We start from the raw sequence: 19,204 nt of genomic DNA, 5'->3' as shown, positions 1-19,204 counted from the left end.
TATGACCGAGCGAGTGCTGGTATGTGGTTCGATCGCGTTCGATACGATCGCGGTTTTCGAGGGGTACTTCAAAGATCACATCTTGCCCGACAGCATCAAGACCCTGAGCGTGTCTTTTTTTGTGCCCAGCCTGCGTAAAGAGTGGGGCGGCTGCGCAGGTAATATTTCCTACAACTTGAATATGCTGGGTGGCCAGCCTGTGCCGGTAGGGGCAGTCGGTAGTGATGGCGTGGACTACGTACAGCGTCTCCAGGATCTGGGGATTGACACCAGCATGGTCCGGGTGATGCCAGACATGTTCACCCCTCAGTGCTTCATCACCACCGACCTGGCCGCCAGCCAGATTACTTCTTTTCATCCCGGCGCGATGGTGAGCTCGGCCCAGATTGACCTGTCGGGCCAGGAAGCGGCCTGGGGTATTGTGGCGCCAGATTCCAAAGATGGCATGTTCGCCCATGCGCGCCGTTTGCATGCGCAGGGCACCCCCTTTATCTTCGACCTGGGTCAGGCCATGCCCTTGTTTGCGGGTGAAGACCTGCATGAAATGCTTGAACTGTGTCAAGTTCTTACGGCTAACGAGTATGAGGCCGAAGTGATTGAGCAGCGCACCTCCAAGAGCATGGCCGAGATCGCACAAGGCTTGCAAGCGGCCGTGGTGACGCGTGGCGAGCATGGCAGCACGCTTTATCATCAAGGCCAGACTTATCACATTGCTCCAGTCCCCGTGGAAAATCTGGTTGATCCCACCGGTTGCGGCGACGCGCATCGCGCCGGCCTGTTATATGGACTTACAAAAGGGTGGAGCTGGCAAGAGGCCTGCAGCTTGGGCAACTTGATGGGCAGTATTAAAATTCAAGCTGATGGTCCGCAAAATCATGAATTTAAACGTTCTGATATCTCGGCCATGCTAAAACAGCACTATGGTATCGAACGTAGTCTGTAAGAGAGCACTCAGCCGTTTTCTATGATTCGGCCAGCCACGTTTTTTGGAGTAAACCGTATGTACGTTTCTTTTTTCGATCGACCCAAAGTACGTCTGCTGGTAGTGGCGAGCCTGGCGGCGCCCGTGTTCCTGCTGGCCGGTTGTGCCAATAAATCGGCTTCCAGCTCGGTGTACAGCTACGGTCAGGCTCAGCGCGAACAGATCGTGCGTTTAGGTACGGTGGTGTCGGTACGAGCCGTCACCATTCAGGAAGACCAGAACTCGGGCGTGGGTACGGTTGGGGGAGCCGCCTTGGGTGGCGTGGCAGCCAGCAGTATCGGTGGCGGGCGCGGCAGTATTCTGGCCAGTATCGGTGGCGCTATTTTGGGTGGCCTGGTTGGTAATGCCGTAGAGAACCGTATGGGGAAGACCCAGGGTTTGGAGATTACGGTGCAGCTGGACAACGGTGAGACTCGTGTCGTGGCTCAGGAAGCCGATGTACCGTTGTCCGTCGGCCAGCGTGTACGCATGCTCAGCGGTAATGGTCCTACGCGTGTGGTGCCCATGTAAGTGGTGCCCCGTGGCTTCACGTGATAAAGAACCCGGCTCATGGCCGGGTTTTTTTATGCCTGTCTGTGCTGGCTGGCCTGGCGGCGCTCACGCTCAAGCAGGATTTTCTTGCGCTCCAGGCCCCAGCGGTATCCTGCCAGACTCCCGCTTTGTCGCAGAACACGATGGCAGGGAATGGCAACGGCCAATAGGTTGCTGGCACAGGCTTGAGCGACTGCCCGGGCTCCGTTTGGCATGCCCAACCGGACGGCAATGTCGGTATAGCTCATGGTCTGGCCCAGGGGTATCTCGCGCAGCAATGTCCAGACTTGTTGTTGAAAAGCGGTGCCTTGAATGTCCAGAGGCAGGTTCATTTCCTGATCCGGCTCGTCTACCAAGGTTTGTAGGTAGGCCAGTTCTTGCTGGAGCTGCACCTCTGCTTGAATCAGCGTGGCTGCTTTGAACTGATTCTGCAGTTGTTGGAGCATGACTGCGGCGTCATCACCCAAAGAAATTGCGCAAATCCCGCGTTCGCTCCTGGCGACCAGCAACATACCCAGGCTGCACGCGGTGATGCCAAAATGAATCGGCCCGCTTGGGCCTGAGCGACGCCGTGTAATGGCCGGCTTGTCCGCCGGGATATAAACGTGTTCGTCGCTTTGTGAAAAAGCAGTAGCGGCTGCTCGCTTGGGCATGCGCCACAAATACCAGGAGGCCACGCTTCGATACGGGGCCCAGGCTTGGGCAATCTCACGCAGAGCGCGGGGCGAGGGGGCTTTGTCCAGACGCTTCAGATTGCGGTAGCCTTCACGCACTCCGAAGTCATCTGCAGGCAGGATGTCCTCACGCTCCAGCGTATACATCATCATCATTTCAACCGTCCAGCGTCCGATGCCACGCAAGGTGGTCAGCCGTTCGATGAGTTCTTTCTCGGACATCTGCATGGCACGTGCCTGATCGGGAATGAGGCCATCCAACCGCGCTTGTGCCAGCCCCATGATGCTGGTGGCCTTGGCGCCGGACAAGCCGCAAGCCCGCAGCGTCTCATACGGTGTGGCCAGCACTTCCTCTGGATCTGGGCAATGGCCGTGGGGATAGAGATCAAGCAGACGCTGCAAAATGCGTTCAGCTGCACGGGTATGCAACTGCTGATAGACCACAGAGCGGATAAGTGCCTCGTAAGGGTCGCGTTCTGGGCGTGGCTGGTGAACACAGGGGCCGACATGGGCAATCAGTGCCTGCCAGTCAGGGTCCAGTGCGGCCAGAAATTTTTCGGCCTTGCGATAGCGGCCGTCCAAGTCCGGGTTCGGTAAAAGGCGAGTCATGCCAGTGCTCGGCTGATTGAAGGTAAGACCAGTATAAGGTCCACCTTGGGGGCAGGCACCCTGATTCTTGCTCTTGAATTCATGTCATGAAAACTGGGTGGACTGTGTGTCGGGGGGCTCCATTGACGGGGCGGGAGGGGGAGTGTTGATGGGGTTGCAGTTGAATGTCCAGGTGCAGGGGAGCAAAAAAAAGCCTGAACATACGTTCAGGCTTCTTCAGACAAGATGGCGTGCCAGCCTAGATAGGTACGAGGCTGAAAGCTGTGCGTGTGATGACCATATTGAGCACCTGTGTCAACAGCAGCAACACTAATGGCGACAGATCCAGGCCACCCAGATCGGGCAAGACGCGGCGGATCGGGTCCAGCAAGGGCGCCGTAATGGAACGCAGCAAAGGCATGCTGGGAGACTGAGGCTGAATCCATGACAGCAAGGCCTGCAGCAGCACCACCCAGAAAATCAGGCTCAAAGTCCAGCGCAGCACGGTAAAGACGGCGGCCAGCAAGAACATGGGGAAGTTGGAGAGCATGGAGACCGAACCGGTCAGCACCATGGCGCTAAGAACAAGGTAAACCAAGGCACTTAGCCAGGCGGCGAACAGGGAGGTCCAGTCCCAATGATTGCCACTTTTGATCACCCGTCGCAAAGGCATGATCAGCCAGTCCGTGACTTTGAACATGGCTTGTGAATAGGGATTGAAGGGGTGGATTCTGAGCGCATAAACCCAGGCACGCAGTAGCAAAATCGTGCCCAGCAGTGACAGAACAATATGGATTAGGAAGAGGGCGACTTCACTGAACATAGTTGCTTGGTATGAATTGATAGAAGAGAGAATTGTCGCATGCAAGTGCGTCAAACCAAAGAGCCACCCGATCGGGGTGGCTCTTTAGGAAAAACGTGCAAACGAGGTGCGCTTAAGGACGCTTGCCGGTTGGGAACGGCCAGGAGCCGGCAGGGTTGATGTCTTCACGACGCGGCTCAGCAGGCGCAGCAGCGGTTTTGGTCGCTTTTCGTGCGGCGGTCTTATTGCCAACTTTAGCGGCGGTTTTGGACGTTGTACTGGTCTTTGGGGTTTTGGTTTCTGCGGTCACGGATTTAACTTCTTTCTTCTTGGGAGCTACGGATTTTGCTGCACTGGCAGCGGGACTGGCTTTTTTTGCCGCTGTCTTGGCTGCTGCCTTAGTGCCGGTTTTAGCGGCAGGTTTGGCTGTCGCTTTACTGGACGTGGCTTTCTTTGCCACGGATGTGCTTGCCTTGGTGCTGGCCGGTTTTTTGTCGGCAGCCGTGGCAGCAGGTTTGGCAGTTGCTGTTTTAGCAGTGTTTGTCTTGGGAGCGGCCGCTTTTTTGGCGGGCGCTTTTTTGGCTACCGTTTTTTGGGCAACGGCTTTGCTGGTGCTGGTCTTTTTAGCAGCTGCTTTTTTGGCGACGGTTTTCACGGCGGCTGGCTTGCTTGTGGCTGTTTTGCTTGCCGCGGGCTTTGCTGCCGTGGTTTTCTTTACCGCTGCTTTTGTCGCAGTTTTCTTGGCTGGGGCGCTGCTTGCCGCTTTGGCAGGCGCTTTCACAGCAGCTTTGCCGGTCTTGGAAGCCGTGGTTTTAGCGGGGGACGTGGAGGCAGCGGTTTTGCTGCTGGGACTGGTCTTGGTAGCAGTAGCGGTTGCTGCGGCTGTTTTGGCTGGCGTTGCTTTTTTGGGGCTGACGGCTTTCTTGCTTGCTGCTTTTGCTGCGCCTTTCTTGGCTGTTGCCATGATCATGCTCCTTGAGAACAAGTCTTTAGTTTGTCCACACCCATTTGTCCTGGCCTGGAAAACTGCAATGGCCTTTTTCAAATGACGCAGGCGTTCAGGGCCAATACCCTATACGCATAGAAGTCTAACGCAAGCCCCTACACAGTCAAGTATTAATCATGTAGCACACGCATATGGCTTTGTTAACCCCGCTTGCTGTCTCCAATAAGTTGCGTTCTGTGCGACTGCCGTTTTGCGCATATGTGTTTTTTCAGACTGAACAAAGGGGCCTTGGCGACAAAACAAAAATTGCTTTTTTCCGTGCTGGTTTTGACCGTTCGACCTGGAGGCAGGAAATGACGTGATGGTTGCGGGCCAGATGGCGTGCTGTGGACGGGGTGCTGTCTTTTCCCGGTTCCGGCATCGACCTACAAGTATCTGGCGGAATCTGGGCGGAATCTGGGCGGATAGGTCGAGGGCTGGATCGCTGGAAGGCTTGAATGATTCGGCTCGAGGGGCGTTTTTTAGAACAATGTTTATACGGGGGATTTTGAATAATGACCTGGTTACTTAATGGCGGATTATTCTTAAGCTTATTTATCGTAAGGCAATAAATTAAAAATCGCATTTATGGTAACACGTGGTTCGTAGCTATGATTATTAAGGCTTGCGGCGTATTGGCTTTTCTAAATTTGACTGATTTTTACATTTATATTGTTTGAACGATGTTTCTTGTGCCTGGTGTTTTTTAAGGAGTAAACAATGAAAGATCAGTTCAGCAATAACGAAATTGAAAAGTTGTCGCGCGGGGTGGGTCTGGAAACGAGTCCGGCAGACGAGTCTGTACAACTTCTGTCAGGTGGTACGTTTACGGTTCCCAAGCACGGTTCTGTGCAGGCTGCGAAATATAGCACACCAGTTATCCCTGAAATTCATAAGTCTTACTGGATATTCAATGCCGGAAAGGCAAATAAAATAAAAGCTGTTTTTTATTGGTCTCATTCTTTTACCTCCAGCTGGTTTGAATACTCTTCTGTCGAGGTCGGAATAGGAGAGGAAAAGAAGCTGCAGGCTCCGTCCAATTCTCTGTACTACAGCAAAGTTGTTTTGTTCAACGGTACTGATCAGAATGCGACTGTCAGTGTCACGGTGGCTAAATAATCCTGAATTGAGGCGGATGCTATGAAATTGCTTGAGTTAAAGAGCGTATATAGTGAGCAGGAGCAGGAAAGGTTTTATACACGATCTATTTCTTTGGGAGATTGGGACTACTCCGCGATTATTAAAAGCTCGGTCATGTTTGGATTGGGACAGATCCCGGTTGTGGGCAAAGCCTTGTCGACCATCGTGGGTTTGTTCTGGCCAAAAAATGAAAAAGACGTGTGGCAAAAGTCCCTGGATGAGCTAAGGGAGTACATTGACAATCAGATTCTGGCAACAATACAAGGAATTCTGAACGGGGAGCTGCGCGAGATTCAAAAGAAGATGGAGTATGTGGCGAGGTTGCTGGAAGAGTCTCCGGGCTCACCGGAAGCGTGTTCGGAGTATAAGAACCTGCAGTTTTATCTGGTTGGAAAAGACGAAAAATTTCGTTCTTTTGATGAACTGACCAACTATAAGCTGATGCCCATGTATGCCTCCATGATCTTGCTGCAAGCCAGCTACTGGAAAATGGGCATCGACAAAAAAGATCAAATTGGCTTGTCGAGCATTGACCTGAATAGTTTGAAAAATCACATAGATGATCTCGCAGACTCATCCCGAAACTATATTAATAGAATATATGAAACGGAACTGGATAGAACGTACGAAAATTCCAGGCCTGACGAAGTGGCCAATAATATGTTTGCCGTCCGGGGCTATAGTTTGCTGCATGGCGTCGAGGCGGTGGAGGTCGTAAAAAATATCCGTGATCTGGATTTTGATAAGCGATTCAATATCAATGTGATCAGCTATTCCACGGCGGTTGGGACGATTACGGGGGGAATGATCGCCCAGGCCTTGACTCCGGACAGCGAGATGGCGCAACCCTTATGTCCAGAAGTCTTTGGGCAGCAGGCCAATAGAATCGTCCAGATCATTGGCTATAGCGGGCCAAGAATCAATAGCTTGTTCAGGATAGGCGGTTTGGAAATAATCTATGAAAATGGTGACAGCAGCCTGCTCGGTGAACGGGTGGGCAATCGCGATGTTTTCGACCTGAATGGATCTCTGATTAAGACGGTTGAGATGAGATATCAGGGCCTGATGGATGAGGTCAAGTTCACCTTGTTTGATGGGAGGGTGATGCAGGTGGGTCAAGGCGAAAGCTACTCCGGATATGTGAAATACGAAGTTGAGGGACACTACATTTCGGGTGTGTTTCTAAGTAGGGATCGCGCTACCTATCCAGGCCGAACCTCGACGGCGTCAGTGTCATTCAATATGGTGCCCGCTATTACCTAAGGGCTGCCTTCATTGCAGGATGATGGGTTTGGCAATCACCCGGGTTTGGCACTTTGCGTCCATGCTCTCGTAATTATCTGAAAAGCAGCAGGCCCTGTCGGTAACAGGGCCTGCTTGCTGTTTTGGTGGGTGAAGACCCGGGTGTGTTTAGGCCAGCGTTTGTGTCAGCGCTTCCGTCGTATTCCCGGTATTGAACAGATGGTGCGATAGTTGGGCAAAACGGGCTTCGTATTTCTTGGCTGACTCCATTTTGACTGGACCGAAGCCGCGCAGTTGCTGGGGCAACTCAGCCAGCTCCAAGGCGGCAGCGTAGTTCGAGTGATTCAGATGCGTGCTCAAGCGCTTGAGCAGGTTCTGGTATTGACGCCAGAGACGACGTTCCATACGGCGTTCATGGGTGTAGCCAAACGGGTCCAGTGGGGTGTTGCGCAGCGCTTTTCCTTTGGCCATCCAGCGCAAAAGGGTAGCGGTACGGGGCCCTAGAGTGATCTTGCGAGGGCGGCCTGTTGACGGGTCCCGGCGTGCCAGCAGCGGGGGGGCAAAGTGAAAGCGCAAGGAGAAGTCTCCTTCGAATTGCTGCTCCAGATCCTGACGGAAAGCAGGGGCGCTGAACAGACGGGCCACCTCGTATTCATCCTTGTAGGCCATCAGCTTGTACAGGCTGCGCGCGGCTTTTTCTGTCAGGACAGGACGCTGACCCGGGCGCAGTTTCTGTTCGGCTTCATGCAGCGCCTCGATGGTATGCGTGAAGCGTTGGGCATAGGCGGCGTTCTGGTACTGCTCCAGGCTGCCAGTGCACCGCTGCATGATCTGCTCCAGCGTCTCGCGGCGCTGCAAAGTTACTACTTGAGCCGCCGGGGCCAATAGTTTGGCCAGGGCCTGCTCGTCGTGGGCCAGCACACGCCCCAGATGGAAAGCATCCAGGTTGGCTTGGATGGCCACACCGTTCAGACGGATGGCTTGTTCAAGCGCTGCGCTGCTCACAGGCATGGCGCCCTGTTGCCAGGCCATACCCATCAAAAGCATGTTGGACAGCAGGCTGTCGCCAAATAACAGGGTGGCGGCCTGATGCGCATTGAAGGAATGCACCCGGGTTTCGCCGGCGGCGCGCCTTAACTGGTTCAACAGCAGTAGCGCATCCAGAGGCGCATCCGGATCGCGGGTGAATTCGGCCGTGGGTGCCAGATACTCGTTGATGATGGCGTGAGTATGACCTGGGCGCAGGCACGACAGCGCATTAGGGTGGGCGGCGGCCACTACATCACACAAGATGGCCAGATCCGCCTGTCTAGGATCAACACGTACTGCTCCGGTAGCCTTCTGGCTGGCAGACAGGCGGATGTGGCTGATGACCGTGCCGCCTTTTTGTGCCAGACCCGTCATGTCCAGCACGGAGCTGGAGCGCCCCTCCAGGTGTGCAGCCATGGACAACACGGCACCAATGGTGATGACGCCGGTTCCCCCCACGCCTGCAACGATGACATTGCAATCGCGTGCCTGAATGGCAGGTTGGGGCAGGGTGTCCAGCTTGGCCAGCAGTTGCGCCTTCATGTCGGCCTGACCATTTTGATCTCCTCGACGCAAGGCCCCGCCCATCACGGATACGAAGCTGGGGCAAAAGCCCTCCACACAGGAGTAGTCTTTGTTGCAACTGGACTGATCGATCTGACGCTTACGGCCTTCAGGGGTTTCAGCTGGCACCAGCGACAGGCAGTTCGATTGCACCCCGCAATCCCCACAGCCTTCGCAGACTGCTTTGTTGATAAAGAGGCGACGCGCAGGGTCGGGGTACTCGTTCTTTTTACGCCGACGGCGCTTTTCAGCCGCACAGGTCTGGTCGTGAAGCAAGATGGTGACGCCGGGAATCTCGCGCAGTTCTCGTTGCAGGCGATCCAGTTCGCGACGATGGTGAACGTCCACACCAGCCGGCAGGCTGACACCCCGATAGCGCTCGGGCTCATCGGTGGTGATGACCACGCGGCGCGCTCCTTCTCCAATGGTTTGCTGGCAAATACGGGGCACGGAGATCGGGCCGTCAACGGGCTGGCCGCCTGTCATGGCAACCGCGTCGTTGAACAGAATCTTGTAGGTAATGTTGGCACCCGCGGCAATGGCCTGACGAATCGCCAGGTAGCCCGAATGAAAATACGTGCCTTCACCCATGTTCTGGAACATGTGTCCGGTCTGGATAAAGGGCGACAGGCCTACCCAGTCCGTGCCTTCGCCCCCCATTTGGGTCAGACCACGGGTTTTGCGGTCCATCCAGGTTGCCATGTAGTGACAACCCACACCGGCCATGGCCTGGCTGCCTTCGGGTACTTTGGTGGAGGTATTGTGCGGACAGCCCGAACAGAAGTAGGGGCGACGGGTCAGGCCATGGGTATCAATGGGTGCCAGATTTTGCTCTGTACAGGCAGGCAACTGCACATTGGCGTGATGACCCAGCCAGCGACGCAGACCAACGGCCACACGGGCCGGGCTGAGCTGACCATCGGCAGGAATCAGCACCTCATTTTCAATATCGCGCTTGCCTGACACCGTGGGGCGCTGGGCACGATTAAAGAGCAGATTCTTTAACTGGTCTTCAATGATCGGGCCCTTTTCTTCAATCACCAGAACGTGGTCCAGGCCTTCGATAAAGTCTTCCAGCGATTGCGGGTTAACAGGCCAGCTCAGACCAATTTTCAGATGGCGAATGGCCGGTAGATTGTTCAGAGCGCTGAGCTGTTGCAGCGCATCGAGCGTATCCAAGGTGGCCTTGCCGGTGGACACAATGCCAATGCGGGCCTGTGGCGCGGCCTCCAGCATACGGTCCAGACTGTGCTTGCGAGCGAACTCACGCACGCTTTCCAGGCGGGCATCCAGGGTGCCCTCCATGGCCGGAGTCAGGAATTTGCTGGGGTCGTAGGGATGTTTGCCGCCTTGCTGGTCAGCCAGGGCCGGAGCCAGATCGTCCAAGGGAGCAATCTCAAAGGAGCGTCCGCTTTCCACGGTTTCGGTAATGGCTTTAAAGGCGACCCAAGAACCGGAGTAACGCGACAAGGCCCAGGCCCAGACGCCAAAGCGCTCGTATTCTTCGACGGAGCTGGGGTTGACCACCGGAATACCCCAGGCGATCAGGGATTGTTCGCTGGCGTGGGGAATGGACGAGGACGAGGCGACGTGGTCATCGCCCACAATCATCAAGACACCGCCGTGCCGGGAGGCACCGGCGGCGTGGCCGTGATGCAAGGCATCGCCCGCACGGTCCACACCCGGGCCTTTGCCATACCACATGGAAAATACGCCATCGACCGTGCGGTCTGCGCGTTCACCGGCCTGTTGGGTGCCCATAATCATGGACGCAGCCAGGTCCTCGTTGATGGCAGGCTGAAAACGGACCTTGGCCTGATCCAGGTGCTTTTGGGCTTTCCACATGATCATGTCCACACCGCCCAGTGGCGAACCACGGTAACCGGAGACAAAACCGGCGGTGTTCAAACCCCGCTCTTTATCCAGGCGAGCCTGGGTCAGCAGCATGCGCACCAAAGCCTGGGTGCCAGTTAAAAAGATGCGCCCTGACTGCGCGGTCAGGTTGTCGCTAAGCTTGTATTGAGTGTCGACGGACTGCGTCATGATGAAACCTCCAGATAGGAGTCATGATAGAGAGTCTGCCCTCGTTTTTTTTTGCGTTATAGTTGCGTGTATTCCCTATTCTTTGAAATGTTTATTTCGAAATTATTCAAATATGGATAAAACTGATTTAAAAATCCTGGACGTCTTGCAGCTCGATGGCCGCGCCTCTGCCCAACAGGTCGCCGAGCAGGTGGGGCTGTCTACGGCACCTGTCTGGCGGCGTATCAAAAACCTGGAGAAAAACAAGGTCATCCAAGGCTATTATGCGCGCGTCGATCGCCGTCAGGTCGGTTTGCAAAGTTGCATGTTCACGCAGATCAGTCTGGACCGGCATTCAGGTGAAATTGTTGACAACTTTATTCGTGCGGTACGTGATGCGCCGGAGATTCTGGAGTGTCATGCGGTGACCGGCGATGCGGATTTTCTGTTGAAAATCATGGTCCCCAGCGCCGAGTCCTACGATGATTTCCTGCATCGTTTCTTGTTTAATATGCCCGGTGTGCGCCAGACTCGCACCATTGTGGCCATGCGTGAAATCAAGAATGTGACCCGCCTGCCTTTACCGCTTTGAAGCAACTTGTTATGGGGTAAGACCAATGCGTTCGGGTAGAATAATCAGGATTCGCCGGCCTGTGGTGGGTCGGTATGTAAGCATGAAGGACGGGGTTTTATGACGAAGGCGAATATCTTGCGACGCTCTTGCTGGGTCGCTGTGCTGGCTACAGTTTTCCTAAGCGCCTGCGCGGTCAAAGCGCCGGCACCCGAGCCTGCTGCCCAGACTGCTGCGGCCAAGCCGGTTCACCCTGCCTGCCAGCCGGCTGCACAAGGGGAACAACTGGCGGGCAACTGGTTGAGCAAGCACCGTCAAAAAGGCGTGGTTGGCGAGTTGCGCACCTTGTTTACCTTGCAGGCAGATGGGTCAATGGCCTACACCGAACAGGTCAAGCGTCCCAACAAGCCCTCGCAAGGTTTGAATGAAAGCGGTTGCTGGGTACGCAAAGGCAATAACCTGCAGATCAATACGCAGGAATCCAATGGTGTCGTGACCGAACCGGGCGACCCGATTTACGAAAACCACTACAACATTGTCAGTCTCACCGCCCGTAATCTGGTGCTGCGCGATCAAGGTGGCAAGGTGTACCGCCTGACCCGAATGTCGCCAGGCTATCGTCTACCGTTTTGAGCCTTATCGGCTTGAGTAATTCCTGGCCGTCCTGGGGGCGGCCCGTTTTTTGTCTGTTTCTTTTGCTGGACGCTTCATGGCCCTGCGCGCAACGATTTATAAAGCTGAACTTAATGTGGCCGATAACGACCGGGCCTACTACGGCAGTCATAGCTTGACGCTGGCCCGCCATCCCTCCGAGACCGAAGAGCGTCTGATGGTGCGTTTGCTGGCATACGGCTTGTATGTGCAGTCTGACGAAGCCTTGAGTTTTTCGCGCGGTCTGAGCGACTCGGATGAGCCGGCCTTGTGGGAGCATGATCTGGGCGGTAATTTGCTGCACTGGCTGGAGGTGGGGCTGCCCGATGATCGACGGCTGATCAAAGCCAGCGGACGTGCCGATAAGGTCACGGTGCTTGCGTATGGCCGCAATGTGCCGGTCTGGTGGGGTGGCATCAAGGACAAGATCAGTCGTGCACGCAATGTGCAGGTTTATGCGCTGGATGTGGCGGGGACTGACGCGCTGGCCGCCATGGCCGAGCGTGGTATGACGATCAATCTGAATGTTCAGGATGGCACTGTCTGGGCCAGCAGCGAGAAAGGTGAGGCTACCATCGAGCTTAGCCTCCTTAACGCGGCGGCTTGAACGAGCCCCAAAAGACAGCGGCCATGCGTCGCGCAGCGCTTTGGTTGAGGCGACAAGAACGGGTTGAAACAAAAAGGGCATCTCGCTTGAGATGCCCTTTTTCATCGGTGCCCGCGGTTTTTTACAAACCTGCCAGTCGTCCCAATACTTTATCGCGTCCCACCAATGCCAGCACGGCATCCACGGCAGGCGTTTGCTTCTGGCCTGTTACGGCAACCCGCAAAGGAATGGCCAGTTTGGGCATTTTTACGTTGTGTTCGGCCAGGACCTGCTTGATCAAGGCGGCCAGGTTTTCTGTATTCCATTGCGGCAAGCTGATCGCCTTATTGGCAAAATCGCGCAGCAGGACACGGGCCTCCGGTGTCAGGACCTCCGCCATCAGTTCATCGCTGGCAGGCTCGAAAGGACGGCAGAACAATAAGGCGCCCTCAGCCAGCTGATTCAAGGTCTCGGCACGGTCTTTCAACAAACCCATGATGCCGGGCAGATCCTGGCCATCCGTTTTGCCACCCAGGGCCTCGATACGTGGCGCGACACGTTCGGCCAGATCTGCATTGTCACTGGCCTTGATGTAGTGGGCATTGACCCAGTTCAACTTCTTGGGGTCCCACTGCGAAGCCGACTTGCTCAGACTGCGCGTATCAAACCACTCTACCAACTGCTCGCGAGTGAACAGCTCGTCATCACCATGGCTCCAGCCCAAACGGGCCAGGTAATTGATCATGGCTTCAGGCAGATAACCGTCCTTGTCGTAATCCATGATGCTGACCGCACCGTGACGCTTGGAGAGCTTTTCGCCATCGGGACCCAGAATCATGGGCACATGGCCGTATTCGGGCAGGGTTGCGCCCAGGGCCTGCAAGATCACAATCTGACGAGGGGTGTTGTTGACATGGTCATCGCCGCGGATCACATGTGTGATTGCCATGTCCCAATCGTCTACCACCACGCAAAAGTTATAGGTTGGCGTACCGTCAGGACGGGCAATGACCAGATCGTCCAGTTCGCTATTGTCAAAACTGATGCGGCCCTTGACCATGTCGTCCCAGCTGGTTGCGCCAGCCTGCGGGCTTTTGAAACGCACCACAGGCTTGCGGTCGGCAGGAATGGCCGGCAATTGCTTGCCGGCTTCAGGGCGCCAGGTTCCATCGTAGCGTGGCTTTTGGCCCATGGCCCGCGCTTTTTCGCGCATGGCCTCCACTTCCTCCGGGCTGCTGTAGCAGTAATAAGCATGGCCGTCCTTCAGCAACTGGGCGATGACCTCGCGGTAGCGGTCCATGCGCTGCATCTGGTAGAAAGGGCCTTCGTCTGCATCCAGGCCCAGCCACTGCATGCCATCCAGAATGCCTTGCACCGCCTCGGGGGTGGAACGCTCCAGATCTGTATCTTCAATGCGCAGCACAAAGGTGCCTTGATGATGGCGGGCAAAAGCCCAGGAAAACAGGGCAGTACGCGCGCCGCCCAGATGCAGGTAACCGGTGGGAGAGGGGGCGAAACGGGTGCGGATGACGTTGGAAGTAGACGTGCTCATAACTTGTGTGTGGCCTTGACCTTGTAAAGCCCCCATGCGGGACCGAATCTGTATATTTTAACCCAGTGCGTGAACTAAAAAAGAACTGCCGGCCAGAACGGGCTTACGGCCCTGTCTCCGCATTGAGCTGATCGAATTGCCGCACCAGCTCTGCCAGAGAGCCAGCCTGCATTTTCTGCATGACACGGGCGCGTCGCACTTTGACCGTGACTTCCTTCACATTCAGTTCGGCGGCAATTTGTTTGTTCAGCAAGCCCTGTACCACACGCACAAACACATCACGCTCGCCGGGGTTCAGGCTGTCCCAGCGCTGCTGCAAGGTCAGCCGGGACCTGGCTTGTTCCTTGCGCTGGGCATCGGCTGCCAGGGCGGACTGCACGGCATCAATCAGAGCCTGATCCATAAAAGGCTTGGTCAGGAAGTCCCAGGCCCCCTGTTTGATCGCTTTGACCGCCATATGAATATCACCATGACCGGTCATGAATATGACCGGCATATGCAAACCGCGTGATGCCATCTGTGCATGAAAGTCCGTGCCGCTTTGTTCGGGCATGCGCACATCCAGCACCAGACAGGCGGGCGCATCGGACAGCGGATGAGCCAGAAAATCGCGGGTAGAGGCAAAGCTCAGTGCCTTTACTCCCACACTGGCCAGCAGATCGTCCAGAGCGGCGCGAATTGAAGGGTCATCATCAATGATATAGACCGTGGGCGTGGTCAAAGAAGAGTCCAGGTTGTCTGTCATGGCGCCAAAGGTAAGGTGAAGTGAAAGGCTGCGCCGCCGTCGGTTTGATGGGTGGCCCAGATATGGCCGTTATTGGCATCGATAATCGTGCGGCTGATGGTCAGGCCCAGCCCCAGCCCAGTGGGTTTGGTGGTCCAGAACGTATTAAACAGCTCAGACAATTGGGTGCCGGATAAACCCGGTCCATTGTCTTTAATGGAAAAGAGCACCTTGCCAGTCTGAGGTTTGTCACCGGGCAGGAAGCTGGTTTCTATGCTGATGCACGCGGCGTGGGAACTCGAAGGAGGGCTTAGCGCTTCAATGGCATTGAGCAGCAGATTGGCCATTACTTGCTGAATCTGTACGCGATCCGCATAGACGGGGGGCAAGTCAGTCTGCAAGGCCAGACGCAGGTCAATATGATGGTGTTGCATCTCGCCACTCGACAGGCTGAGCAGTTCGGTCAAGGCCAGGTTCAAATCAAAAGCACTGCTGGCGGGCGCCTCGTTGCGGGTAATGCTGCGCACCCGATCCAGCACATCTTTGGCGCGCTGTGCGTCGTAGACGATTCGCTGTGCGGCAGCTTGGGCTTTCTCTATATTGGGCGGCGAAGCCTCCAGCCAGCGTTGGCAGGCACCGGCGCTGCTGTTGATGGCGGCCAGGGGCTGGCTGACTTCATGGGCAATCGAGGTGCTCAGTTGCCCCAGAGTGGTCAAGCGAGACAGGCGCAGCAAATGTTCACGCGTTTCATGGGCGGCTGCCTGCACGGATTTGAGCTTGAGGCCCAGGTACGCAGTGACCGCAATGGCAACAAGGCTGATTCCGGTATTGATCAGGCCCACGTCGTAATCGCCCGAACGAGTCAGCAGGACACTGACTACGGTCAGCGCCATGCTGATGCCGGTCAGTGCAATGACCAGCCGCGCAGACAGAAAACGAATCGCAATCAGCAGCAGCGGCGTATGAAAGACAGCGGCAGCAATTGCATAGTTGGTCACGGTGTCGGCGATAAAGACCAGCACCATTAAAATACACAGGCCCACCAGGGCCAAGGCGCGATAGGTGTTGCTCGACAAGGCGCTAAAGGGTGGTTTCATATCGTTCGTGTCCAGGTCAGGCAGCAGGATCGTGTCCGTCGTGCCGCCATCATATACCTGGGCTTGTGTCTGATTACAGGTCAGGGCCGGGGCTCCCGCCAGGATGGCGGGGAGCCCCGGCCTGTCAGTCTTAGAACCACTGACCAAAGCGGCGGATGTACAGCATTTTCATACCTTGTGCGACCAGGCAGTAAGCCAGCAAGGTGCCGACCAGCCATGGGAAATACTCCCAAGGCAAAGGCTGCAGGCCCACCATGGCACCCACGCCGGAGAAGGGCAGGTAGATGCCAACAGCGGCGATCAGGAAGGTCATCAGCATCACAGGCAGGGCCGCTGTGCTTTGGATGAAGGGGATTTTTTGCGTACGTAGCATGTGAACAACCAGTGTCTGCGAGAGCAAGCCTTCAATAAACCAGCCGGACTGAAACAGCGATTGCACTGCGGGCGTATTTGCCCCAAATACGTACCACATCAAGACAAAGGTGGTGATGTCGAAGATGGACGAGGTCGGCCCGATCCAGATCATGAAGCGGCCAATGTTTTTGGCATCCCATTTGCGGGGCTTGCGCAGAAAATCCTTGTCCATGCGGTCCCAGGGCAAAGCCAGTTGGGAGATATCGTAGAGCAGATTCTGAATCAGCAAGTGGATGGCCAGCATGGGCAGGAAAGGGATGAAGGCGCTGGCCACCAACACGGAGAACACATTGCCAAAGTTGGAGCTGGCCGTCATGTTCAGGTACTTGATGATGTTGCCAAAAGTCTCGCGGCCTTTGATTACGCCTTCTTCCAGAACCAGCAGGCTCTTTTCCAGCAAGATGATGTCCGCCGACTCTTTGGCAATATCCGTGCCGCTATCTACCGAAATGCCCACGTCGGCATCACGCAGGGCGGGGGCGTCGTTGATGCCATCGCCCAGAAAACCGACGGTATGACCATTGGCCTGCAGCGCTTTGAGAACACGCGACTTTTGCAGCGGCGTCAGTTTTGCAAATACCGAGTGGCGCTCGACAGCGCAACGCAGATCGGGCTCTTGCATGCGTTCGATATCAGGTCCAAGCAAAGGCTGGCCGGGCTCCAGGCCCACTTCACGGCAGATTTTCGCGGTAATGATTTCGTTGTCGCCGGTCAGGACTTTCACGGCTACACCGTGCTCGGTCAGGGCGGCAATCGCCTGGGCAGCACTTTCCTTTGGTGGGTCCAGAAAGGTCAGCAAGCCTTGCACCGTCATCTGGCACTCGTCCTGGGCTTCGTAACGGCTCTTGGCCTGTTCGACAGGAATGCGGCGAGTGGCAATCAGCAAGACACGAAAGCCGTCCGAGTTGTAGCGGTAAGCCATTTTCAGCAGACGGGCCCGCTGCTCGGTGTCCAGTAGGCGGCGCTGGTCGCCGTCTTGCAGATGGGTGGCGACGCTGAGCATTTCCTCCACGGCGCCTTTGCAAACCATGAGCTGTTCGCCTTGCGGGTTTTGCACCACGACCGACAGGCGGCGTCGCACAAAATCGAAAGGCAGTTCATCGATCTTGCGATAGGAACCGATTGCTTGCAGGGCAGATGGGGTCTTTTGTGCAAAACGCAGCACGGCCTGGTCCATCAGGTTCTTGACGCCACTTTGGTGCAGGCTATTGAGCAAGGCCAATTCCAGAATGCGTGGGCAGTTGCGATCATCCAGACCCAGATGGTGCTCCAGAATAATCCGGTCTTGCGTCAGGGTGCCGGTCTTGTCGGTGCATAGTACGTCCATGGCGCCAAAGTTCTGGATCGCGTTCAGGCGTTTGACCACCACCTTGTTCTTGGCCATGGCAACCGCGCCTTTAGCCAGGTTGGAGGACACAATCATGGGCAGCATTTCAGGGGTCAGGCCGACGGCAACGGCCAGTGCGAACAGGAAGGCTTCAGTCCAGTCGCCTTTGGAAAAACCGTTGATCAGCAGCACGACAGGCACCATGACCAGCATGAAGCGAATCAGCAGCCAGCTAACGCTGTTCACGCCCCGGTCAAAAGCAGTCTCGGCGCGCGAACCGACAATAGCTTTGGCCAGCGAGCCAAAGTAGGTTTTCGCGCCGGTGGCCACCACGACTGCCGTGGCCGTACCGCTGACCACGTTGGTGCCCATAAAGCACAGGTTGTTCTGTTCCAGCACGCCGGTCTGGGCACGGGGTGCCGTGGCGCTTTTGCTGCTGACGGCGCTAAAGACATCGTACTTTTCGACCGGCAGGGCTTCACCGGTCAGCGCGGCCTGACTGACGAACAGATCGCGAGACTCGATCAGTCGAAGATCGGCCGGGACCATGTCGCCCGCCGACAGGCGGACGATATCGCCGGGCACGATCTGGCTCATGGGGATTTCGCGCAATACGGTCGCGCTGGAGACGGTGGAGCGTCGCTGCACGCTGGCGGTGGTACGCACCATGGCTTTCAGGGCCTGGGCGGCTTTGCCGGAACGATATTCCTGCCAGAAACGCAGCAGGCCGCTCAAGGTGACCATGACCACAATAATCAGCACGCCGGTGTAGTCCGCTGCTTCGCCCGAACGCATGGGCAGGATGATGTCAGTGACGGCGCTGACCGCAGCCAGCACCATCAGCACCGCGATAAAGGGGTTCTTGAAGGCCAGGGCCAGCTGAATCAGGGCGTGGGCGGGTTTGTCCCGTGCGACCTCGTTAGGGCCATATTCGGTCAGGCGGCTCAAGGCCTCGGCATCGGTCAGGCCGTTCAGGTTGGCCTGTACAGCGGCCAGAGTCGTCTCCAGGCTCAGCCCGGTTTCGGTAGCCGTGCGCAGTTTGGCGTCGTGGTCCACTGAGCGCAGTGGCGAACGGTGTTGTTGAATGCTCATGGTAATGCTCCTGGGGTACAGGCGTGACTGTGCCGTCCATTCCGGGGGATGGACGCAGCAGATCCTGCCGACCGGTTTGAGGGTCGGCAGACTACAGGTAAGAACTGGCGAATTAAGTCGGCGTCAGGCCAACGTTTAGTGGCGGCGCAAGATGCAGCGCCTTATTTGCGCTGATGGGGGTTTGTCACTGTTTGCAAGCCAGTGGATTTCTGGTTTGCGGCTAGCCGTGTTGATGCGCCAGGCAAGAGCGGGGCGGCGGTTGGGAACCGCGCGCTCGCGAGGGCAAGGTGTGGCAAGATGCGAGCCCGACGGGGTTAGGGCCCGGATCGGTCCAGTATGAGTAAGGCGATGCATGGTTGACTCCTGATCGTGCTGCGCAAGCCGCTTCAGCAGTCAAACCCGCGGGTTATGTCTGTCTGGTGGGCTTGGGCAGCATCGTTCTTCGACTGCCGTCGTTGGACATAATGTGTTTTTTCCTGTCAGAGAGAACGAAAGGTCCCGCTTTCCGAACGACTGTTATTTTACGTGCTGCAAGCCGCTTTGCGACTGGCTTTGCGAGGTTTTTGCCCAGGCATTGGCGTATGAATCCTATACGAAAGTATATAAATAGCTCGTAGAGGAAAAAAAACGG

Annotated in this window: 15 protein-coding genes and 1 pseudogene; 8 read left to right on the top strand and 8 right to left on the bottom strand. The window is 56.1% G+C overall.

Annotation, left to right across the window (positions count from 1 at the left end; translation table 11 throughout):
- Position 1: 1 nt before the first annotated feature.
- Both VF694_RS14060 and VF694_RS14055 read left to right on the top strand, forming a co-directional pair.
- Positions 2-943, top strand: coding sequence for a carbohydrate kinase family protein (locus VF694_RS14060; protein WP_440164715.1), 942 nt, complete (start codon positions 2-4; stop codon positions 941-943).
- A 57-nt stretch (positions 944-1,000) separates the two neighbouring features.
- Positions 1,001-1,492, top strand: a complete 492-nt coding sequence (locus tag VF694_RS14055) for a glycine zipper 2TM domain-containing protein (protein WP_003801873.1) — start codon at positions 1,001-1,003, stop codon at positions 1,490-1,492.
- 53 nt (positions 1,493-1,545) lie between these two features.
- On the opposite strand, the gene VF694_RS14050 is transcribed toward VF694_RS14055, so the two are convergent.
- The 3 genes and pseudogenes from VF694_RS14050 to VF694_RS14040 form a co-directional block, all read right to left on the bottom strand.
- Complete coding sequence (locus VF694_RS14050) at positions 1,546-2,025, bottom strand: methylated-DNA--[protein]-cysteine S-methyltransferase (RefSeq protein WP_407927751.1); 480 nt, start codon at positions 2,023-2,025, stop codon at positions 1,546-1,548.
- A 135-nt stretch (positions 2,026-2,160) separates the two neighbouring features.
- Positions 2,161-2,796, bottom strand: a pseudogene (locus VF694_RS14045) (DNA-3-methyladenine glycosylase family protein); the annotation flags it as partial.
- Positions 2,797-3,034: 238 nt separating this feature from the next.
- Positions 3,035-3,598 carry a YggT family protein gene (locus VF694_RS14040; RefSeq protein ID WP_059318260.1) on the bottom strand — a complete coding sequence of 188 codons (564 nt, stop codon included), beginning with the start codon at positions 3,596-3,598 and terminating at the stop codon, positions 3,035-3,037.
- Between the two features lie 158 nt (positions 3,599-3,756).
- On the opposite strand from VF694_RS14040, the gene VF694_RS14035 reads away from it, so the two are divergent.
- From VF694_RS14035 to VF694_RS14025, 3 genes are all read left to right on the top strand, one after another.
- Entirely contained in the window at positions 3,757-4,626 is an 870-nt protein-coding gene (locus VF694_RS14035; RefSeq protein ID WP_440164713.1) for a hypothetical protein, read from the top strand.
- A gap of 656 nt (positions 4,627-5,282) precedes the next feature.
- Positions 5,283-5,681: a hypothetical protein gene (locus VF694_RS14030; RefSeq protein ID WP_003801867.1), complete on the top strand. Its 399-nt coding sequence runs from the start codon at positions 5,283-5,285 to the stop codon at positions 5,679-5,681.
- 21 nt (positions 5,682-5,702) lie between these two features.
- A complete protein-coding gene (locus tag VF694_RS14025) occupies positions 5,703-6,965 on the top strand; it encodes a hypothetical protein (RefSeq protein ID WP_059318263.1) in 1,263 nt (420 codons plus the stop codon).
- 147 nt (positions 6,966-7,112) lie between these two features.
- Here the strand turns inward: VF694_RS14025 and VF694_RS14020 are convergent, their stop codons facing one another.
- Entirely contained in the window at positions 7,113-10,580 is a 3,468-nt protein-coding gene (locus VF694_RS14020; protein ID WP_440164712.1) for an indolepyruvate ferredoxin oxidoreductase family protein, read from the bottom strand.
- Between the two features lie 112 nt (positions 10,581-10,692).
- On the opposite strand from VF694_RS14020, the gene VF694_RS14015 reads away from it, so the two are divergent.
- The 3 genes from VF694_RS14015 to VF694_RS14005 all read left to right on the top strand — a co-directional run bounded on the left by VF694_RS14015 (position 10,693) and on the right by VF694_RS14005 (position 12,388).
- On the top strand, positions 10,693-11,151 hold the full coding sequence (locus VF694_RS14015) for an Lrp/AsnC family transcriptional regulator (protein WP_003801862.1): 459 nt from the start codon (positions 10,693-10,695) through the stop codon (positions 11,149-11,151).
- 99 nt (positions 11,152-11,250) lie between these two features.
- Complete coding sequence (locus VF694_RS14010) at positions 11,251-11,763, top strand: hypothetical protein (protein WP_003801860.1); 513 nt, start codon at positions 11,251-11,253, stop codon at positions 11,761-11,763.
- Between the two features lie 76 nt (positions 11,764-11,839).
- Positions 11,840-12,388 (top strand): YaeQ family protein, encoded by a 549-nt coding sequence (locus VF694_RS14005; RefSeq protein ID WP_003801858.1) that lies wholly within the window; start codon positions 11,840-11,842, stop codon positions 12,386-12,388.
- A 121-nt stretch (positions 12,389-12,509) separates the two neighbouring features.
- Here VF694_RS14005 and gltX read toward each other — a convergent pair whose 3' ends face one another.
- The 4 genes from gltX to mgtA all read right to left on the bottom strand — a co-directional run bounded on the left by gltX (position 12,510) and on the right by mgtA (position 18,573).
- Positions 12,510-13,919 (bottom strand): glutamate--tRNA ligase, encoded by a 1,410-nt coding sequence (gltX, locus tag VF694_RS14000; RefSeq protein ID WP_003801856.1) that lies wholly within the window; start codon positions 13,917-13,919, stop codon positions 12,510-12,512.
- Positions 13,920-14,022: 103 nt separating this feature from the next.
- Positions 14,023-14,664, bottom strand: a complete 642-nt coding sequence (locus tag VF694_RS13995; RefSeq protein WP_003801854.1) for a response regulator transcription factor — start codon at positions 14,662-14,664, stop codon at positions 14,023-14,025.
- Positions 14,661-15,740 (bottom strand): sensor histidine kinase, encoded by a 1,080-nt coding sequence (locus VF694_RS13990; protein ID WP_039943384.1) that lies wholly within the window; start codon positions 15,738-15,740, stop codon positions 14,661-14,663. The genes VF694_RS13995 and VF694_RS13990 overlap by 4 nt, the downstream gene beginning before the upstream one ends.
- 130 nt (positions 15,741-15,870) lie before the next feature.
- Complete coding sequence (gene mgtA / locus VF694_RS13985) at positions 15,871-18,573, bottom strand: magnesium-translocating P-type ATPase (protein WP_003801849.1); 2,703 nt, start codon at positions 18,571-18,573, stop codon at positions 15,871-15,873.
- Between the last annotated feature and the right edge of the window lie 631 nt (positions 18,574-19,204).

Source organism: Alcaligenes sp. Lyrl_28, assembly GCF_051948705.1.
GTDB classification, from domain to species: domain Bacteria; phylum Pseudomonadota; class Gammaproteobacteria; order Burkholderiales; family Burkholderiaceae_B; genus Alcaligenes; species Alcaligenes ammonioxydans.
This window is presented reverse-complemented; position numbering and strand designations above follow the sequence as displayed.

Coding starts and splice junctions, on each gene's coding strand:
- VF694_RS13995 (WP_003801854.1), bottom strand. CDS start 14,664: ATGACAGACAACCTGGACTCTTCTTTGACCACGCCCACGGTCTATATC.
- VF694_RS14035 (WP_440164713.1), top strand. CDS start 3,757: ATGTCTTCACGACGCGGCTCAGCAGGCGCAGCAGCGGTTTTGGTCGCT.
- VF694_RS14015 (WP_003801862.1), top strand. CDS start 10,693: ATGGATAAAACTGATTTAAAAATCCTGGACGTCTTGCAGCTCGATGGC.
- gltX (WP_003801856.1), bottom strand. CDS start 13,919: ATGAGCACGTCTACTTCCAACGTCATCCGCACCCGTTTCGCCCCCTCT.
- VF694_RS14025 (WP_059318263.1), top strand. CDS start 5,703: ATGAAATTGCTTGAGTTAAAGAGCGTATATAGTGAGCAGGAGCAGGAA.
- VF694_RS14055 (WP_003801873.1), top strand. CDS start 1,001: ATGTACGTTTCTTTTTTCGATCGACCCAAAGTACGTCTGCTGGTAGTG.
- VF694_RS14050 (WP_407927751.1), bottom strand. CDS start 2,025: ATGTTGCTGGTCGCCAGGAGCGAACGCGGGATTTGCGCAATTTCTTTG.
- mgtA (WP_003801849.1), bottom strand. CDS start 18,573: ATGAGCATTCAACAACACCGTTCGCCACTGCGCTCAGTGGACCACGAC.
- VF694_RS14005 (WP_003801858.1), top strand. CDS start 11,840: ATGGCCCTGCGCGCAACGATTTATAAAGCTGAACTTAATGTGGCCGAT.
- VF694_RS13990 (WP_039943384.1), bottom strand. CDS start 15,740: ATGAAACCACCCTTTAGCGCCTTGTCGAGCAACACCTATCGCGCCTTG.
- VF694_RS14040 (WP_059318260.1), bottom strand. CDS start 3,598: ATGTTCAGTGAAGTCGCCCTCTTCCTAATCCATATTGTTCTGTCACTG.
- VF694_RS14010 (WP_003801860.1), top strand. CDS start 11,251: ATGACGAAGGCGAATATCTTGCGACGCTCTTGCTGGGTCGCTGTGCTG.
- VF694_RS14020 (WP_440164712.1), bottom strand. CDS start 10,580: ATGACGCAGTCCGTCGACACTCAATACAAGCTTAGCGACAACCTGACC.
- VF694_RS14060 (WP_440164715.1), top strand. CDS start 2: ATGACCGAGCGAGTGCTGGTATGTGGTTCGATCGCGTTCGATACGATC.
- VF694_RS14030 (WP_003801867.1), top strand. CDS start 5,283: ATGAAAGATCAGTTCAGCAATAACGAAATTGAAAAGTTGTCGCGCGGG.